Source organism: Arthrobacter sp. BK1 (assembly GCF_056680055.1).
Map to the genome: position 1 here is coordinate 3386214 of NZ_CM155263.1, position 18152 is coordinate 3404365.

Genomic DNA, 18152 nt, shown 5'->3' on the forward strand with positions numbered 1-18152 from the left:
TTGGGTGCACCCGCTGGCATAGGCTCGAATCAGCCCCATCCATCCGCCTGACAGCTGATGTTCCTTATGAAAGAGGTTGTACGCCGTGGTCCAGACCTTGCAGAATTTCATCAACGGTGAGTTCGTCACGCCCGCCGGCACCGCCATGCTGGACATCGTCAATCCCGCCAACGGAGAGGTGGTGGCCAAGGCGCCGGTCTCCGTCCGGGCCGATGTTGATGCTGCCATGAACGCCGCCAAGGATGCCTTCAAAACCTGGAAGCATGTCACGCCCGGCCAGCGCCAGCTGATGCTCCTCAAGCTTGCCGACGCCATCGAGGCCAACAGCGACGAACTCGTCGAGGCGCAGCACCGCAACACCGGCCAGGTGCGCTCGCTCATCGCCTCCGAGGAAGTGGCTGCCGGTGCCGATCAGCTCCGCTTCTTCGCCGGTGCCGCCCGCATCCTCGAGGGCAAGTCCGCCGGCGAATACTTCGAGGGCCACACCTCGTATGTGCGGCGCGAACCCATCGGTGTGGTGGCGCAGGTGGCGCCGTGGAACTACCCGTTCCTGATGGCCATCTGGAAGATCGGCCCTGCCCTGGCAGCCGGCAACACGGTGGTCCTCAAGCCCTCCGACACGACACCGGAATCCACGCTGGTGCTCGCCCGCCTGGCCGGAGACATCCTGCCCGCCGGGGTGCTGAACGTGGTCCTGGGAACCGGTGAAACCGGCGCCATGATGGTGGACCACAAAATCCCCGGGCTGGTCTCCATCACGGGCTCGGTCCGGGCCGGCATCGCCGTGGCATCCGGTGCCGCGAAGGGGCTTAAGCGCGCCCACCTGGAGCTCGGCGGCAAGGCCCCGGCCATCGTGTTCAAGGACGCTGACATCAAGAAGAGCGCCGCCGCGATCGCGGAGTTCGCCTTCTTCAACGCCGGCCAGGACTGCACCGCCATCACCCGCGTGCTGGTGGAGGATTCAGTGCACGACGACGTCGTAGCCGCCATGGTGGAGCACACCAAGTCCCTGCATACCGGCTCCCAGAACGATGCCGAGAACTACTTCGGCCCGCTGAACAACGTCAACCACTTCAACGCTGTGACCTCCGTAGTGGAGCACCTGCCGGAGAACTGCCGCATCGTCACCGGCGGGCATCGGGCGGGGGACAAAGGCTTCTTCTTCGAACCCACCATCGTCACCGGCGCGAAGCAGACGGACGACATCGTGCAGAAGGAAACCTTCGGCCCGGTCATCACCGTGCAGAAGTTCGCATCCGAAGCGGAGGCACTCGAGCTGGCGAACGACGTCGATTATGCCCTGGCCTCCAGCGTCTGGACCTCGGACCACGGCACGGCCATGCGGATGAGCCGTGACCTGGACTTCGGCGCCGTCTGGATAAACACCCACATCCTCCTCACCGCCGAAATGCCCCACGGCGGATTCAAGCAGTCCGGCTACGGCAAGGACCTCTCCATGTACGGCGTGGAGGACTACACCCGCATCAAGCACGTCATGTCTGCGCTCGACGCGTAATCCTTACCGGCCCCCACCCAGCAAAGAAAGAGCCCACCATGACCACCACCGCAAGCGAAATCACCTACCGGCTGGAGCAGAAGCGCCGCGTCCAGGCCGACTTCCCGGGCCCCAAATCCATTGCCCTGACCGAGCGCCGCAAAGCTGTTGTCGCCGCCGGCGTCGCCTCCAGCGTCCCGGTCTACGTAGCGGACGCCGACGGCGGGATCATCCACGACGTCGACGGCAACTCCTTCATTGACCTCGGCTCGGGCATCGCGGTGACCAGCGTCGGCGCGTCCGATCCCGCCGTCGTCGGTGCCGTGAAGGAAGCGGTGGAACACTTCACCCACACCTGCTTCATGATCACCCCCTACGAAAGCTACGTGGCCCTCGCCGAGCAGCTCAACCGGCTCACCCCGGGTGACCACGAGAAGCGCACCGTGCTGTTCAACTCCGGCGCCGAGGCGGTGGAGAACGCCATCAAGGTGGCCCGCCTGGCCACCGGCCGGGACGCCGTGGTCGCCTTCGACCACGCCTACCACGGCCGCACCAACCTGACCATGGCCCTGACCGCCAAGGCCATGCCCTACAAGGCAGGCCCGGCCGGCAGCTTCGGCCCGTTCGCGCCCGAGGTCTACCGCGTGCCCATGAACTACCCGTACCGCGAGGAAAACCCCGCGATCACCGGCGAGGAAGCCGCCAAGCGTGCCATCACCATGATCGAAAAGCAGATCGGCGGAGAATCCGTTGCCGCCATCATCATCGAGCCGATCCAGGGCGAAGGCGGCTTCATTGTCCCGGCCGAAGGTTTCCTTCCGGCGCTGGCCGGCTGGGCCAAGGAGAAGGGCATCGTCTTCATCGCCGACGAAGTCCAGTCCGGCTTCTGCCGCACCGGCGAATGGTTCGCCGTGAACCACGAGGGCGTGGTCCCGGACATCATCGCCATGGCCAAGGGCATCGCCGGCGGCATGCCGCTTTCGGCGATTACCGGCCGGGCCGACCTGCTCGACGCCGTCCACCCGGGCGGCCTCGGCGGCACCTACGGCGGCAACCCGGTGGCCTGCGCTGCCGCCCTGGCCGCGATCGGATCCATGGAGGAATACGATCTGGCCGGCCGTGCCCGCCACATCGAGGAACTGGCTACCGGCCGGCTCCGGGAACTCCAGGCCAAACTGGCCGGTGCGGGCTCAGCCGTCATCGGCGACATCCGCGGCCGGGGTGCGATGCTGGCCATCGAACTGGTCCACGCCGGCACCAAGGAACCCAACCCGGAGCTCACCAGGAATGTGGTTGCTGCCTGCCTCAACGAGGGCGTCATCATCCTCACCTGCGGCACCTACGGCAACGTCATCCGGCTGCTGCCCCCGCTGGTGATCACGGACGAACTGCTCATCGACGGCCTGGACGTCCTGGCCCGCGCCATCAAGGCGCACGCCTAGCACCCCCGCCCCAGGCACCCGGCGCGGGCACTCCGGCCGCACCGGGCGCCGGGCACCCGGGCCGCTACAGGCGGCAGTTACCAAGCGCGGACCGGCAGCAGACCAGCTGCCGGTCCGCGCTTGTCTGCCTAGGCCTGTGCCAGCTTCTTCGCCGCAGAATTCCTGCGTGTCGCGCCAAGCATGTCCAGCGTCAGCACCAGCAGGGCCAGCCAGACAATACCGAAGCCGATCCAGCGTGCCGTGGTCATGGCTTCCTGGAAGACCGTCAGCGCCACGATGAACTGCAGCACCGGTGCGACGTACTGCAGCAGTCCGATGGTGGTCAGGGGCAGGCGCCGCGCGGAGGCGCCGAAGAACAGCAGGGGCACGGCCGTGAGCACGCCGGAGGCCAGCAGCAGCCAGAAGTGCCCGGCGCCCTGGGTTGTCAGGGTGGCCGCACCGGTGAGGCCCAGGAACACCATGGTCGCTGCCGCGAGCGGGGCCAGCACGATGGTCTCCACACTGAGGCTGGTCACCGCGTCCGCCTTCGGCCCCACCCGCTTCTTCACAAACCCGTACAGCCCGAAACTCACGGCCAGCGTCAGGGCGATCCACGGCAGCTTTCCGTAGCTGACGGCAAGCACCCCCACCGCAATAAAGCCGATGCCGACGGCGGCCCACTGGAGCGGGCGCAGCCTCTCCTTGAGGATGAAAACACCCAGGAGGACGGACACCAATGGATTGATGAAGTAGCCCAGTGCAGCTTCGACGGCCTGGCCGGTGGTCACGCTGTACGTGTACGTCAGCCAGTTGACGGCAATGAGGGCGGCCGCGAGGGCAAGGGTCCAGAACACCGAACGGTCACGGAACGCCGCGGCCAGGGCACGCCAGGACCGTGTCACCGTGATCAGGAGTGCACAGAACACCAGCGACCACACCACGCGGTTGGCCACAATCTCCACGGCCCCGGCCGGCATCAGCGCAAAGAAGTACAACGGGAGCAGCCCCCACAGGCCGTACGCTCCGAAGCCGAAGATGATTCCCGCCGTCGTCTCTTTATCCACGGCTTTCAGTCCGGGGGCCTTCACCCCCGGGGCCTTGGCCCCGGACGTCCCCGTCCGCGCTTTCCCTGCCGCTGTGATCGGAGCGGAGGTTTCGGTGGGGGAGTCGGGTCCGTGGGGAGTAGGCACGTCTTCCATAACATCATGCTGCGGAGGCCTATTCCGCCATTTAGTCAGTAGGCTTGCTTTCATGACACGGATCAACCTGCAGGACCCCACCCCGTGAGGCTGAGGCGCAGCAACGCTTCCGGCCGGGGCTATCGCCGGGTGCCCGCCGGCAAGGGCTTCAGCTACCGGGACTTGGACGGCTCCACGCTCCCGCCAGGGCCCATCCGGGAGCGGCTGGAGAGCATCGGCATCCCGCCGGCGTGGACCGACGTGTGGATTGCCCCGTTCGAAAACGGCCATATCCAGGCCACCGGGGTGGACGCCGTGGGCCGGCGGCAGTACATCTACCATCCTGAATGGCGTGAACGGAAGGACCGGCTGAAGTTCGATAGGTCCCTCCAGCTGGCGGAATCACTCCCGGCCGCCCGCCGGAAGGTCACGATGGACCTGCGCAGCGAGGGTTTCTCCCGCGAGCGGGTCCTCGCGGCAGCGTTCCGGATGCTGGACAGCGGGTCCCTGCGGGTGGGGTCCGAGCGGTACACCAACGAGAACGGCAGCCACGGACTGGCCACCCTCCTGTGCGCCCACGTCCAGGTGCGCAAGGACAGCATCCTGCTGAGGTTCCCCGCCAAGAGCGGCAAGGACTGGGAATCGGAAATCCGCGACGCCGATCTCGCCGCCCTGGTGCGCGGACTCAAACGGAGGGGTGGCAATGCCCGGCTCCTGGCATACAAGGAAGGCAGATCCTGGCGCCCGGTCACCAGCGCGGACATCAACGCCTACGTGAAGGAGCGGACCGGCTCGGACTTCACCGCGAAGGACTTCCGCACCCTGCACGGTACTGTCTCCGCCGCGGCCAGCCTGGCCCGCACCGGCACCCAGAGAACCACCGCCAAACGGAAAAGAGCCATCAGCCAGGCAATGCAGGACGCTTCCGCGGTGCTGGGAAACACTCCCACCATCGCCCGCAAAAGCTACGTGGATCCGCGCGTGCTGGACCATTTCGCCTCGGGGGAGACCATCGACCCCAAGCGGGTGGACTCCGCCGAATCCGAGCTTCGCGCACTGCTGTACAGGGAGGGCGAGGTGGTCCCGCTTGAGAAAAGCGGGTGAGGACGGCGTCACGGCTCGCCCCGGAGTGCCTGCCGACAATTAGAATGGGACATTGTGCGCACCCTGCACGGTGCGCTGTACGAAGCGCCTTCGGCGCGAAATCCTCCTTCCAGAAGGGCTCCCGGTGTCCAACCCAGGCGAAACCACCTCCCAGCGTCCGCTCCGTGTTGCCATTGTGGGCGCGGGTCCGGCGGGAGTTTATGCGGCGGACATCCTCACCAAGTCCAACGGCGTGAAGGACGGCGACTTCGAGGTCAGCATCGACCTGTTCGAGGCCTACCCCGCGCCGTACGGCCTGATCCGCTACGGCGTCGCCCCGGACCATCCGCGGATCAAGGGCATCGTGAACGCCCTGCACAAGGTCCTGGACCGCGGCGACATCCGCTTCCTGGGCAACGTCACCTACGGCAGGGACCTGACCCTGCACGATTTCCGCGCCTTCTACGACGCCGTCATCTTCTCCACCGGCGCCATCAAGGACGCGGACCTGCCCATCCCCGGGATCGAGCTGCAGGGTTCCTTCGGCGGAGCGGACTTTGTCTCCTGGTACGACGGCCACCCGGACGTTCCCCGCGAATGGCCCCTGGACGCCAAGGAAATTGCCGTGATCGGCAACGGCAACGTGGCCCTCGACGTGGCGCGCATGCTGGCCAAGCACGCCGATGAACTCCTCACCACCGAAATCCCGGACAACGTCTACCAGGGCCTGAAAAACTCCCCGGTCACCGACGTCCACGTATTCGGCCGCCGCGGCCCGGCCCAGGTCAAGTTCACCCCGCTGGAACTGCGCGAGCTGAGCCACATGAAGGACGTGGACATCGTCCTGTACCCGGAGGACTTCGAATTCGACGAAGCCTCCGATGACGCCATCCGCAGCAACAACCAGATCAAGACCATGGTGAACACCCTCACCAACTGGCTGGTGGAGGAACACGCCGAGGCCGAGCAGCCGTCCAGCCGCCGCCTGCACCTGCACTTCCTGCACAGCCCGGTGGAGATTTACGACGACGGCGGCACGGGCCAGGTGGCCGGCATCAAGTTCGAGCGCATGGAACTGGACGGCACCGGCAACGTCAAGGGGACCGGCGAGTTCGTGGACTACCCGGTGCAGGCCGTATACCGCGCGATCGGCTACCACGGCTCACCGCTGGACGAGCTGGAATACGACGCCAAGCGCGGCGTGATCCCGAACGAAGGCGGCCGGGTCCTGGATGCCGCGGGCAACCCCGTTCCCGGGATCTACGCCACAGGCTGGATCAAGCGCGGACCCGTGGGGCTGATCGGCCACACCAAGGGTGATGCGCTGGAGACCATCGGCTTCCTGCTCGAAGACCGCCTCCAGCTGCCCCCGGCCGAGAACCCCGATCCGCAGGCCATCATCCACCTCCTCGAAGAACGCGGCATCGAATACACCACGTGGGAAGGCTGGATTAAGCTCGACGCCCATGAAGCAGCACTCGGTGCCGAATGGGTGGCGCAGGACGCTGAGGAAGCTGTGGTCCGGGAGCGCATCAAGGTTGTGCCCCGCGAGGACATGATCAGGATTTCCCGGGGCTAAACTTTAGGCAGTACACAGTGGGAGTTCGATGAGGAACCTGATCCACCCCCCAGCCCCCGGCGGCGACGACACCGCAGGGCTGCTCCAACGCGGCGCGCTGGCCGGCCATGAAAAACTGGAAGGCGGGCTGCTGTTCCCTGCTGAGCAGGAAATCCCCGGCCTGCGGAAACTGATCCGGGAGTCCTGGCAACGGTCCGCCAGCCTCAAGGCCAATCCGGACAATCCCGAGGCCCCGCTGGCCATGGATACGGACGAGCTGGAGGAATACCGGCGGCAGCACCCGCTCGCCAGCATCATGCCGGTGATCCACAAACTCCTGGTCCAGCCCAGCCATGACAGCGGGCTGCTCGTGGCCGTGGGCGACGAAGTGGGCAGGCTCCTCTGGGTTGAGGGGGACCCCGGCATGCAGCGCCGCGCGGAAGGGATGATGTTCGTCCCGGGCGCCGACTGGTCCGAGGCCACCGTTGGCACCAGCGCCCCCGGTACCGCCCTGGCCCTGGGCCGTGGCATCCAGATTTCCGGAGCGGAGCACTACCAGCGGTCCGTGCACCCGTGGAGCTGCACCGCCGTCCCGTTCCACGATCCGGATTCCGGGGCGCTGCTGGGCGTTGTGGATATTACGGGAACGGCCACCGCGGTGGCGCCCCACACCCTGTCTCTGGTCGAAGCAACAGTTGCCGCCGCGCAGGCGCAGCTACGCGTGGAACGCCTCCAGCTTGCGGCCACCCTTGCCAGCCGGCCAGCACGACGGCGGAACGCGGGCACCGCTCTGGGTTCCGGTTCCGGTGCGAAAGAAGGCAGCCTCTACCGCAACAGCCTCCAGCTCCTGGGCCGCGACCAGGCCCTGCTCAGCATCGAAGGCAAAACCGTGGCACTCTCCGCCCGGCACAGCGAAATCCTGGCCCTGCTGAGCTCGCATCCGGACGGATTCAGTGCAGACGAGCTCAGCGTCCTCCTTTACCCGGGCGACGGCTCCACCATGACCCTGCGCGCGGAGATGGTCAGGCTGCGCAAAATCCTCCTGCAGCTCAATCCGGCGGCCGTTCCGGAATCCCGGCCGTACAAGCTCACCATGGACCTGGTCCCGGACAGCGGCCAGGTGCTCAGCTGCCTGCAGCGGGGCGCCCACCGCATCGCCCTCGAAATCTACCGCGGCGCACTGCTGCCCAAGTCCGAGGCGCCGGGCGTGATCGATCTCCGCGACCGTGTGTCCTCGCTCATGCGCGAGGCCGTCCTCACCGACGGCAGCGCCGAAACCCTGCTCAAGTACGCCGAGCTTCCCGAGGCACGGGACGATGTCGGGGTCCGGCTTGCCGCTTTGAAACTGTTGCCTGCCCGCTCGCCCAAGCGTGCCGCCGTCGTCGCCGATCTTGAACGGCTGGAAGCCGAACTGAGCGCCTGAGCGCCTCCGCAACCTCTGCGTGAGCTGGCTCACATGCCTGCAACCTGACTGCAACCTTCGCCCTCCTACGCTGAATGCAACGGCGGCCGCAGCATCAGGCGCCGCCTCATGCACAGCAAAGGAGCTAGCAATGACTGTTTACGCACAGCCCGGTACCGAAGGTTCAAAGGTGACCTTCAAGGACCGCTACGAGAACTGGATCGGCGGCGAGTGGGTTGCCCCGGTCAAAGGCCAGTACTTCGAAAACATCACGCCTGTTACCGGCAAGGCATTCTGCGAAGTGGCCCGCGGAACGGCAGAAGACATTGAACTGGCGCTGGACGCCGCGCACAAGATCGCCCCGTCCTGGGGCAAGACCTCCGTCGCCGAGCGTGCAGCGATCCTGAACAAGATTGCGGACCGGATCGACGAAAACCTTGAGATGCTGGCCGTCGCCGAATCCTGGGACAACGGCAAGCCCATCCGCGAAACCCTGAACGCGGACATCCCGCTCGCTGCTGACCACTTCCGCTACTTCGCCTCCGCGGTCCGCGCCCAGGAAGGCCGGCTGTCCCAGCTCGACGACGACACCACCGCCTACCACTACCACGAGCCGCTCGGCGTCGTCGGCCAGATCATTCCCTGGAACTTCCCCATCCTGATGGCCGTCTGGAAGCTCGCCCCGGCACTCGCAGCCGGCAACGCCGTGGTCCTCAAGCCCGCCGAGCAGACGCCGTCGTCCATCCTGGTCCTGATGGAACTCATCGGTGACCTGCTCCCCGCCGGCGTCCTGAACGTGGTCAACGGCTTCGGCGTCGAGGCCGGCAAGCCGCTCGCCTCCAGCCCGCGGATCCGGAAAATTGCCTTCACCGGCGAAACCACCACCGGCCGGCTGATCAGCCAGTACGCCAGCCAGAACCTGATCCCCGTCACCCTGGAACTCGGCGGCAAGAGCCCGAACATCTTCTTCAACGATGTTGCCGAGTCCAACGACGCCTTCTACGACAAGGCCCAGGAAGGCTTCGCTCTGTTCGCCTTCAACCAGGGCGAGGTCTGCACCTGCCCGTCCCGCGCGCTGGTCCAGGAGGACATCTACGATTCCTTCATGGCCGACGCCGTGGCCCGGGTGGAGAAGATGGTCCAGGGCAACCCGCTCGACACAGAAACCCAGGTGGGCGCCCAGGCCTCCAACGACCAGCTCGAGAAGGTCCTCTCCTACATCGACATCGGCAAGCAGGAAGGCGCCAAGCTGCTCACCGGCGGCGCCCGGGCCCAGCTCCCCGGCGACCTGGCCGGCGGCTACTACGTCCAGCCCACCGTATTCGAGGGCCACAACAAGATGCGCATCTTCCAGGAGGAGATCTTCGGACCCGTCGTCTCGGTGGCGAAATTCAGCGATTACAACGACGCCATGGGCATCGCCAACGACACCCTCTACGGCCTCGGCGCCGGCGTCTGGTCCCGCAACGGCAACGTGGCCTACCGCGCAGGCCGCGAAATCCAGGCCGGCCGCGTCTGGGTCAACAACTACCACGCCTACCCGGCCGGTGCCGCGTTCGGCGGCTACAAGTCCTCAGGCATCGGACGTGAGAACCACTCCATGATGCTGGACCACTACCAGCAGACCAAGAACCTGCTGGTCAGCTACAACGAAAACAAGCTCGGCTTCTTCTAGGCCCGGCTGGGGCGGGCGGCCCCTGCGCCGCCCCCCCTTTTTCTTACCAGCACACCAACGCAAGGATTTCGCCAATGACGACGACAATGCACGCAGCAGTAGTAACCGAATTCGGCAAGGACCTCCAGATCCAGGAACTCGCCATCCCCACTCCGGGGCCGGGGGAGGCCCTGGTCAAGGTGATCACCACCGGTGTCTGCCATACCGACCTTCACGCGGCGGAGGGTGACTGGCCCGTCAAGCCGTCGCCGCCCTTCATTCCCGGCCACGAGGGAGTAGGCGAAGTCGTTGCCCTCGGCGAAGGTGTCACTGACCTCGCCGTCGGCGATCTGGTAGGCAACGCCTGGCTCTGGTCCGCGTGTGGCGACTGTCAGTACTGCCGCACCGGGTGGGAGACGCTGTGCGAGGTGCAGAAGAACGCCGGCTACAGCGTCGACGGTTCCTTCGGGGAGTACATGCTGGTGGACTCCCGGTTTGCCGCCAGGATCCCGGCCGGTTCGGACCCGGTGGAGATCGCTCCGGTGCTCTGCGCCGGCGTCACGGTCTACAAGGGCCTGAAAATGACCGAAGCCAAGCCGGGCCAGTGGGTCACCATCTCCGGCATCGGCGGGCTGGGCCACATCGCGGTGCAGTACGCCGTGGCCATGGGCCTTCGGGTCGCCGCCGTGGACATTGCCGACGACAAACTGGCCCTGGCCAAAGCCCACGGTGCCGAAGTCACAGTCAACGCCCTGCACGAAGACCCAGTAGAAGTTATCCAGCGCGAAACCGGAGGTTGCCATGGCGTCCTGGTTACAGCAGTGCATCCATCAGCCTTCGGCCAGGCCATCGGCATGGCACGCCGGGGCGGGACGATTGTGTTCAACGGGTTGCCGCCGGGCGATTTCCCGGCGCCCATCTTCGAGATTGTGCTCAAGGGCCTGACGGTCCGCGGCTCCATCGTGGGCACCCGGCAGGACCTTGAGGAAGCCCTGGACTTCTACGCCCAGGGCAAGATCCACCCCACCGTCTCGGTCCGCGAACTCGGTGAAGTCAATGCCGTCCTGGACGAGATGAAGCATGCCAAGATCGACGGCCGTGTGGTGCTGAGGTTCTAATGCCCCAGTCAAGGCTTGACGCCGCAGTGACGCTGCCCGGGGAGGACTTCTCCCGGGTGGCGCTCACCGCGGAGTCCGTGGAACTGCTGCGGAAACTGTGGCTACAGCACGGCCCGCTGATGTTCCACCAGTCCGGCGGCTGCTGCGACGGATCCTCGCCCATGTGCTACCCCGCGGGGGAGTTCATCACCGGGGACTCGGATGTACTGCTGGGCCTGTTCGATATTTCGGACGGGATCGAGCCGCAACCGCTGGAGTTCTGGATGTCGCGGGAGCAGTTCAACTACTGGAGCCACACCCACCTTGCAGTGGACGTGGTGCCGGGGCGGGGGAGCGGGTTTTCGGTCGAGGCGCCCGAAGGCAAACGCTTCCTCATCCGGTCCACCCTGATGGACTGGCCCGTCTAGCCGGTTCGGTACATTGACCTCGGGGTCCTCCAAAATGGAGGGCCCCGAGGTGTTTCCCACAATAATCTTCGGCATAAGGCCCGTCTCATCATGCGGGACGATTCGGACCGTCCAGTGGATGGACCGTAAAGTTGATAAGTCTGTTTCCAACACAATCAGGATTGTGGAACTTCTTATGAACCTTCTCCGGACAAAATCCATCGAGCAGTCCATCGCCGACGCCGACGAACCCGGACGCAAGCTCAAGCGCTCCCTCAGCACCTGGGACCTGATGATCATGGGCGTCGCCGTTGCTGTCGGCGCCGGTATCTTCTCGGTCGGGGCCAAGGCCGCGGCCAACTTCTCCGGCCCTGCCGTGACCATCTCCTTCGCCATCGCCGCCGTCACGTGCGCCCTGGCCATCATGTGCTACGCCGAATTCGCCACCGCCATCCCGGTGGCCGGCTCCGCCTACGTCTTCACGTACGCCACCATGGGCGAACTCCTTGCCTGGATCATCGGCTGGAACCTCATCCTGGAGTTGTTCACCGCCGCGGCCGTCATCGCCAAGTACTGGGGAATCTACCTCAGCAAGGTGTTCGCGCTGATGGGTGCCGATGTCCCGCCGGCGCTGTCCATCGGCGGGGTGGACCTGTACTGGGGTGCGTTCCTGATCGTGGCCATTTTCACCGTGCTGCTTGTTCTCGGCACCAAGCTCTCCGCCCGCGTCGGAAACATCTTCACCCTGGTCAAGATCGGTGTTGTGCTGTTCGTGATCGTGGTGGGCTTCACCTACGTGAAATTCGAAAACTACAGCCCCTTCATCCCTACGGCTGAACCCACGGCCGGCGGCACCGCCGACGTCCTCAAGCAGTCGTTCTTCGGCTTCCTGACCGGCGCCGCACCCGCCCAGTACGGCACCCTGGGCATCTTCGCCGGCGCCGCCCTGGTCTTCTTCGCGTTCATCGGTTTCGACGTCGTGGCCACCTCCGCAGAGGAAGTCAAGAACCCGCAGAAGACCCTGCCCCGCGGCATCTTCGGGGGCCTTGCCGTGGTGACTGTGCTCTACATCCTGGTGTCCCTCGCGCTGACCGGCATGGTGTCCTACACCGACCTCGCCGCAGCAGAGAACCCCACCCTCACCACAGCATTCGAAGCCGTGGGCAACACCACCGCGGCCAAGGTCATCGCCTTCGGCTCGCTCATTGGCCTCACCACCGTGATCATGGTGCTCCTGATGGGCCTTTCCCGTGTAGTGCTCGCCATGAGCCGCGACGGACTCCTGCCGCGTGCCCTGTCCAAGACCAGTGAAAAGCGTTCGACGCCGGTCCGCCTCCAGATCCTCTGCGGTGCGCTGGTGGCCCTGGTGGCCGGCCTGACCAACGTGGACCTGCTGGAGGAAATGATCAACATCGGAACGCTCTCGGCGTTTGTCGTGGTGAGCCTGGGCATCCTGGTGCTCCGCAAGAAGCGTCCGGACCTGAAGCCCTCCTTCCGGGTGCCTTTCGGCAAGGTCCTCCCTGTCGTTTCGGCCGTGCTCTGCCTCTACCTGATGACTAACCTTGCCGTGGAGACCTGGATCTTCTTCGCGGGCTGGCTGGTCATCGGCATCGTGATCTACTTCGCCTACGGACAGCGGCACTCCCGCCTGAACGAAAAGTTCAGCGAGGCAAATGAAGCAGTCAACCGCCCCGCCGGACACACCACGCCGGACTCCGCCGACGAGGACGAGCTCACCCGGGTCTGAGACCCGGATCTGACGCTCGGGTCCGACATCCCGGTCTGACACCCGCTAATCCGCGCCCGTAAATCCGCGCCAGCTAGGGCAACGCGGGGTCACTCCACGCCCGTTCCGTCCCCGGAATCGGGCCGGAAGTGACCCCGCGTTGCCTTTGGTCTTTCACGGTGCCGCATGCCTGCCCACCCACTCCACCAGCGGCCGCAGCTTGTCCCAGAGCGCAGCGATCTCCTGGACCGCGGCCGGCGAGGATGCCCACTCCGGCTGTCCCAGCTCGATGCCCGCGGACAGCGACTTGTGCTTGAGCAGTTCCGCCCGCGGGTGGTCCTTGTTATAGCCGCGCGGCACGGTCTTGAGCTTTTCGCCCTCCACCGCGAAACCGGCGGCAGCTACGCCGTCCACGATCTGCCGCAGGGTCTCGCCGGTCCCGGACGCATCAACGGAGTTCCGGAAACGGGCCAGCTGGGCAGGGGTGTGGGAATGGTAACCGCCGCCCACCAACAGCCCGTCCGCGCTGACCTGAAGGTAGTACCCCACGCCCTCCTGCGACGAAGCAAAGGCGCCCTGGGCCCTCTTGTAGGGTGACTTGTCCTGCGAGAACCTGACGTCCCGGTTGGGCCGGAAGATCTTGGCCGGCCCGAACCACGGCTCCAGTTCCGCCAGCAGCGCGGTCAGCGGGTCCCTGACCAGGCTGACGTAGCTGTCCTTGTGCTCCAGCCACCACTCCCGGTTGTTGTTGTCCTCAAGCTCCGCGTAGAACGTGAACGCCCCCGGGGGAATGCCTTGGAAAGTAGTCATGGTGTGATCCTAGGTACCGCGGGCCAGCTCCAGCCAGAGCCGCCCGGACCTATGTGGAAATCTCCGACGTGACGCGCCCGGAAGGCCAAGCCCGGAATGCAGAACACCCCGCCACGGAGTATCTGTGACGGGGTGTTCTGCAGTGACGCGAGAGGAGACTAGCCGATCTTGTTGGCAGACTCAGCGTCGGAGTCAGCGGCAGCGGCCGTACCCAGGTTGGCGCGGAGCTTGGCGCCGAGCTCGGCGTCAACGTTGGTCCAGTACTGGATGGCCCGTTCCTTGATCTCAGGGGTCTTCACGCCGCCGACAGCACCGGTGATGGTGTCCAGCAGGCGGGCCTTGGCGCCGTCGTCGAACACTTCGCGGTACAGGGTGCCGGCCTGGCCGAAGTCGCCGTCCTCAGCGTGCAGGGAGTGCGCGGAGAGCGTCAGCTCGCCGTCGTTCTCCCAGCCACCCGCCGGGGAAGCCGGCTCAAGAGCGGCCGGTCCACCCACGGAGTTGGGGGCGTAGACCGGGACGGAGGGGGCGTTGAAGTGGTAACGCCCGGCGCCGTCCTGGCTGTAGTTGTTGACCTGGTTCTTGGGCAGGTTCACGGGGATCTGGGCGTGGTTGGTGCCCACGCGGTAACGGTGTGCGTCGGCGTAGGAGAAGATGCGGGCCTGCAGCATCTTGTCCGGTGAAGCGGCGATGCCCGGCACGAAGTTCGAGGGCGCGAAGGTGGCCTGCTCGATCTGCGCGAAGTAGTTCTCCGGGTTCTTGTTCAGCTCCATGGTGCCCACGTGGATCAGCGGGTAGTCCGAGTGCGGCCACACCTTGGTGAGGTCGAACGGGTTGAAGCGGTACGTCTTGGCATCCTCGTACGGCATGACCTGGACGTGCAGTTCCCAGGACGGGAAGTTGCCGGCGGCGATGTTTTCCTGCAGATCGCGGATGTAGAAGTCAGCGTCCGAGCCGGCCAGTTCTTCGGCCTGGTCACCGGTGATGGACTTGACGCCCTGGTTGGACTTGAAGTGGTACTTGACCCAGAAGCGCTCGCCCTCGGCGTTGATCCACTGGTAGGTGTGCGAGCCGTAGCCCTGCATTTCACGCCAGGAAGCCGGCAGGCCGCGGTCGCCCATGAGCCAGGTGACCTGGTGCGCGGACTCGGGGGACAGGGTCCAGAAGTCCCACTGCATGTCGGCGTCGCGCAGGTGGGTGCCCGGGAGGCGCTTCTGGCTGTGGATGAAGTCCGGGAACTTGATGCCGTCGCGGATGAAGAAGACCGGGGTGTTGTTGCCTACGAGGTCGTAGTTGCCCTCGGAGGTGTAGAACTTGACGGCGAACCCGCGGGGATCGCGCCAGGTGTCCGGGGAGCCGCTCTCGCCGGCGACGGAGGAGAAACGGATCAGCATCTCGGTCTCGACGCCCGGCTGCAGGAACGCGGCCTTGGTGTACTTGGAGACGTCCGAGGTGGCCTTGAACGTACCGAAAGCGCCGCCGCCCTTGGCGTGCACTACACGCTCCGGCACACGCTCGCGGTTGAACTGTGCGAGCTTTTCGATCAGGTAGTGATCAGTGAGGATGATGGCGCCGTCGGCGCCGACGGTCTGGGAATGCGCGTCGGACGTGACGGGCGCACCTGACTGGGTGGTTGAAATGACAGTCATTGTTCTCCTATTTCTCGATTACTTGTGAGGGACGTTCAGAAGGAAGTTGTTGGGACTGCTGGCAGTCCTGGCAGATGCCCTGGTACATGACATCGGCGATCTGGATGGTCATCGGCCTGGCGTTTTCGTCCCAGTGCGGGGTGAGGCAGGGCGCGTGCCCGACGGCGCACTCCACGTCCTCGACGCGTCCGCAGCTGATGCAGATGGCGTGGTGGTGGTTGTCACCGACGCGGGTCTCATACAGGGCGGGCGAATGCGGCGGCTCAAAGCGGCGCAGCATATGCAGGTCAGTCAGGTCACCGAGCACAACGTAGACGGACTGGGCAGTCAGTTCGGGAAGCTCGGCGCGCGCGGCGGCCAGGATGCTCTCCGCCGGGGAATGCGGGTGGTGTTCGACGGCGGCCAGCACGGCGAGCCGCTGTTTGGTCACCCGGCGGCCGTGGGCACGCAGGGCGGCAGCCCATGCATCGTGGCCGCCGAAATTCTCCGTCATGGCTCCATTGAAGCACTTATTATGAGTTCATCACAATAAGGCTTGGCTAACCTCCGGAAGCTCGAGCAGCAGTTTCAACGGATTGACCGGTTCGCCCACCGATCGGCCCAGGGCGTGGATCTCGAGCCGGGGACCCGCGGCGTCGGCGGCTACGCAGCTGAGCCCGCCCACTCGCAGGCGGGCCGTCAGGCCGGGCAGGGCAGCGGCGGCCGCCAGCAGGTCCGCGGGCCCGATGTCAGGACTGGCGGAATCCGTTGCCAGCATGGTGTGCAGCGGCCCGGCGTTGGGTTCCGGTTTCCAGAACAGGACCGCAGGCAGTTCGCCCGCCGGGTCGGGCCCGCCCGCTAGCTCACTGCCCGCCTGTGCCGGCTCCAAAGCCGCCCGCTCCAAAGCCGAGCGCCGCAGTGCAGCCCGGAGGCCGTCGTCGTACTTCATGAGTTCACTGGTGGCCACGGGGAGTCGGCGTTGCGCCGGAAGCCGCAATTGCTCGCCGGGGCTGACGGTCTCGCCGTCCCAGCGGCCGAAGAGATGGAACGTTGGCGTGGAGGATTCCACCTCAGGTTCGCCGATCGCCGAGCCAATGGGGTGCCACTGGTGCGCGAAAACCACGGCGAAGCTTTTGGCGCCGAGTACCTCGGCCAGGGCCCGGCGGGCGGCGCTTGCACACAGCAGCCAGTCCGCGGCGGACCGCAGATCAAAGGCAATGGCGGGGTTGCTCAGCCGGATCAGGAGATGGCCGGCAGTCAGCGCCGTCCGGGGCCGGGACACTTCCCACATGTCCGATGCGTAAAGCAGCCGTCTGGACAGATTCATAAGCCAACTCCTTCCCCGCCTGAGGATACCAAGCGTGTGACAAAGAAGTGACGGATGTGACCACTAGGGTTGCAGGGTGGGGAAACTGCTGGCCGATGTCACACCGCTCAGGGAGAGCCCTGCCTTCCGCCGGCTCTGGCTGGGCTCCGCCGTTTCCGCTGTCGGCAGCCAGCTCACCCTGGTGGCGGTCAGCCTGGAGGTCTACCGGCTCACTCAGGACAGCTTCTACGTTGGCCTGCTGGGTGTCTTCGCGCTCGTGCCGCTGGTGGTGGGGGGACTGCTGGGCGGGTCCATCGCCGATTCGCACGACCGCCGCACCGTTGCACTCCTTGCCACCTCAGTCCTCTGGCTGACCACGGGCCTGATCGCCCTCCAGTCCTGGCTCCAGCTCGGAAACGTCTGGGTGCTCTACCTCCTTGTGGCGTTGCAAAGCGGCGCCCAGGCCATCAACCAGCCGGCACGCAGCGCCATTATCCCCGTGCTCATCCGCAAGGAACTCCTGCCTGCCGCCAACGCGCTGAGCATGGTTTCCTTCGGGCTGGCCATGACGGTGGGGCCGCTCTTGGCTGGCGTGCTGGTTGCCTGGGTGGGCTTCGGCTGGACGTACACGATCGACTTCATCAGTTTCGCTTTTGTGCTGTGGGCCGTCTTCCGGCTGCCGTCCATGCCGCCCTCGGGCAGTGCAGGGCGGGCCGGCATCAGGTCTGTCATCGAGGGCTTCCGGTTCCTTGGCACCCGGCCCAACCTGCGGATGACGTTCATCATCGATCTCGTGGCCATGATCCTCGCCCAGCCGCGGGCGCTGATGCCCGCCATTGGTGCCGTGATGATCGGCGGCGGTGAGTCCACGGTGGGAATCCTACTCGCTTCCACCGCAGTGGGGGCGTTCCTGGCCGGGCTCTTTTCCGGGCCGCTGGGCCATGTCCGGTGGCAGGGGAGCGCCGTGGTGTGGTCCGTCATGGGCTGGGGCGCCTCGATTGCCGGCTTTGGGGTGGTGGTGCTTCTGGCCGGAAGAACGGACGACGGCGGGGCGACCCTCTGGCTGGTTCCGGCAGCTTTGTGCTGTGCACTGGCAGGGATCGCGGACTCCATCAGCGCCGTTTTCCGGCACACCATCCTGCAGGCCGCCACTCCGGACCACCTGCGCGGACGGCTGCAGGGCGTCTTCATCGTGGTGGTGGCCGGCGGCCCGCGCGTGGGTGACCTGCTGGCCGGGGGCGGGACTAAAATTCTGAGTGAGGGATGGGTGCTGCTGCTCGGCGGGGTTCTGTGCATTGCACTCGCATGGCTCGCCGCACAGCTGCAACCGGGCTTCAGAAAGTACGATGCCCATCACCCGGTGCCTTAGGGCCCGGCCACACAGAGGCGG

Annotated in this window: 15 protein-coding genes; 10 read left to right on the forward strand and 5 right to left on the reverse strand. The window is 65.8% G+C overall.

Annotated elements, in window-relative coordinates:
• The first annotated feature begins 85 nt into the window (after positions 1-85).
• Both AC1MCA_RS15460 and gabT read left to right on the forward strand, forming a co-directional pair.
• Positions 86-1516 (forward strand): gamma-aminobutyraldehyde dehydrogenase, encoded by a 1431-nt coding sequence (locus tag AC1MCA_RS15460; RefSeq protein ID WP_479798930.1) that lies wholly within the window; start codon positions 86-88, stop codon positions 1514-1516.
• Between the two features lie 38 nt (positions 1517-1554).
• Positions 1555-2937: a 4-aminobutyrate--2-oxoglutarate transaminase gene (gene gabT / locus AC1MCA_RS15465; protein ID WP_108599706.1), complete on the forward strand. Its 1383-nt coding sequence runs from the start codon at positions 1555-1557 to the stop codon at positions 2935-2937.
• Between the two features lie 128 nt (positions 2938-3065).
• Here the strand turns inward: gabT and rarD are convergent, their stop codons facing one another.
• The gene (gene rarD, locus AC1MCA_RS15470; protein WP_479798932.1) at positions 3066-4115 is read right to left on the reverse strand and encodes an EamA family transporter RarD; all 1050 of its coding nucleotides are present in this window, start codon (positions 4113-4115) and stop codon (positions 3066-3068) included.
• A gap of 84 nt (positions 4116-4199) precedes the next feature.
• Here rarD and AC1MCA_RS15475 point away from each other — a divergent pair, with 84 nt between their 5' ends.
• From AC1MCA_RS15475 to AC1MCA_RS15505, 7 genes are all read left to right on the forward strand, one after another.
• Positions 4200-5198: a DNA topoisomerase IB gene (locus AC1MCA_RS15475; protein WP_479798934.1), complete on the forward strand. Its 999-nt coding sequence runs from the start codon at positions 4200-4202 to the stop codon at positions 5196-5198.
• A gap of 124 nt (positions 5199-5322) precedes the next feature.
• On the forward strand, positions 5323-6756 hold the full coding sequence (locus AC1MCA_RS15480; RefSeq protein WP_479798936.1) for an FAD-dependent oxidoreductase: 1434 nt from the start codon (positions 5323-5325) through the stop codon (positions 6754-6756).
• Positions 6757-6784: 28 nt separating this feature from the next.
• Positions 6785-8158 (forward strand): helix-turn-helix domain-containing protein, encoded by a 1374-nt coding sequence (locus tag AC1MCA_RS15485; protein WP_479798937.1) that lies wholly within the window; start codon positions 6785-6787, stop codon positions 8156-8158.
• Positions 8159-8288: 130 nt separating this feature from the next.
• Positions 8289-9812 carry an acetaldehyde dehydrogenase ExaC gene (exaC, locus tag AC1MCA_RS15490; RefSeq protein WP_479798939.1) on the forward strand — a complete coding sequence of 508 codons (1524 nt, stop codon included), beginning with the start codon at positions 8289-8291 and terminating at the stop codon, positions 9810-9812.
• Positions 9813-9886: 74 nt separating this feature from the next.
• Positions 9887-10909 (forward strand): alcohol dehydrogenase AdhP, encoded by a 1023-nt coding sequence (gene adhP, locus AC1MCA_RS15495; protein WP_181365203.1) that lies wholly within the window; start codon positions 9887-9889, stop codon positions 10907-10909.
• Positions 10909-11316, forward strand: coding sequence for a DUF779 domain-containing protein (locus tag AC1MCA_RS15500; RefSeq protein WP_108599713.1), 408 nt, complete (start codon positions 10909-10911; stop codon positions 11314-11316). The genes adhP and AC1MCA_RS15500 overlap by 1 nt, the downstream gene beginning before the upstream one ends.
• A gap of 175 nt (positions 11317-11491) precedes the next feature.
• Entirely contained in the window at positions 11492-13042 is a 1551-nt protein-coding gene (locus tag AC1MCA_RS15505) for an APC family permease (protein ID WP_479803421.1), read from the forward strand.
• Between the two features lie 153 nt (positions 13043-13195).
• Here AC1MCA_RS15505 and AC1MCA_RS15510 read toward each other — a convergent pair whose 3' ends face one another.
• The 4 genes from AC1MCA_RS15510 to AC1MCA_RS15525 form a co-directional block, all read right to left on the reverse strand.
• Entirely contained in the window at positions 13196-13831 is a 636-nt protein-coding gene (locus AC1MCA_RS15510) for a DUF2461 domain-containing protein (protein WP_479798942.1), read from the reverse strand.
• Positions 13832-13989: 158 nt separating this feature from the next.
• The gene (locus tag AC1MCA_RS15515; RefSeq protein ID WP_108599715.1) at positions 13990-15477 is read right to left on the reverse strand and encodes a catalase; all 1488 of its coding nucleotides are present in this window, start codon (positions 15475-15477) and stop codon (positions 13990-13992) included.
• A 7-nt stretch (positions 15478-15484) separates the two neighbouring features.
• Positions 15485-15970 (reverse strand): Fur family transcriptional regulator, encoded by a 486-nt coding sequence (locus AC1MCA_RS15520; protein ID WP_479798944.1) that lies wholly within the window; start codon positions 15968-15970, stop codon positions 15485-15487.
• 30 nt (positions 15971-16000) lie between these two features.
• Complete coding sequence (locus AC1MCA_RS15525; protein ID WP_479798946.1) at positions 16001-16783, reverse strand: hypothetical protein; 783 nt, start codon at positions 16781-16783, stop codon at positions 16001-16003.
• Between the two features lie 76 nt (positions 16784-16859).
• Here AC1MCA_RS15525 and AC1MCA_RS15530 point away from each other — a divergent pair, with 76 nt between their 5' ends.
• Positions 16860-18131, forward strand: coding sequence for an MFS transporter (locus AC1MCA_RS15530; protein ID WP_479798948.1), 1272 nt, complete (start codon positions 16860-16862; stop codon positions 18129-18131).
• Positions 18132-18152: the final 21 nt, after the last annotated feature.

Bases quoted from the DNA above. Each gene is read 5' to 3' on its own strand.
- AC1MCA_RS15525 (WP_479798946.1), bottom strand. From the start codon at position 16,783: ATGAATCTGTCCAGACGGCTGCTTTACGCATCGGACATGTGGGAAGTG.
- AC1MCA_RS15500 (WP_108599713.1), top strand. From the start codon at position 10,909: ATGCCCCAGTCAAGGCTTGACGCCGCAGTGACGCTGCCCGGGGAGGAC.
- AC1MCA_RS15510 (WP_479798942.1), bottom strand. From the start codon at position 13,831: ATGACTACTTTCCAAGGCATTCCCCCGGGGGCGTTCACGTTCTACGCG.
- rarD (WP_479798932.1), bottom strand. From the start codon at position 4,115: ATGGAAGACGTGCCTACTCCCCACGGACCCGACTCCCCCACCGAAACC.
- AC1MCA_RS15485 (WP_479798937.1), top strand. From the start codon at position 6,785: ATGAGGAACCTGATCCACCCCCCAGCCCCCGGCGGCGACGACACCGCA.
- adhP (WP_181365203.1), top strand. From the start codon at position 9,887: ATGACGACGACAATGCACGCAGCAGTAGTAACCGAATTCGGCAAGGAC.
- AC1MCA_RS15505 (WP_479803421.1), top strand. From the start codon at position 11,492: ATGAACCTTCTCCGGACAAAATCCATCGAGCAGTCCATCGCCGACGCC.
- gabT (WP_108599706.1), top strand. From the start codon at position 1,555: ATGACCACCACCGCAAGCGAAATCACCTACCGGCTGGAGCAGAAGCGC.
- AC1MCA_RS15515 (WP_108599715.1), bottom strand. From the start codon at position 15,477: ATGACTGTCATTTCAACCACCCAGTCAGGTGCGCCCGTCACGTCCGAC.
- exaC (WP_479798939.1), top strand. From the start codon at position 8,289: ATGACTGTTTACGCACAGCCCGGTACCGAAGGTTCAAAGGTGACCTTC.
- AC1MCA_RS15520 (WP_479798944.1), bottom strand. From the start codon at position 15,970: ATGACGGAGAATTTCGGCGGCCACGATGCATGGGCTGCCGCCCTGCGT.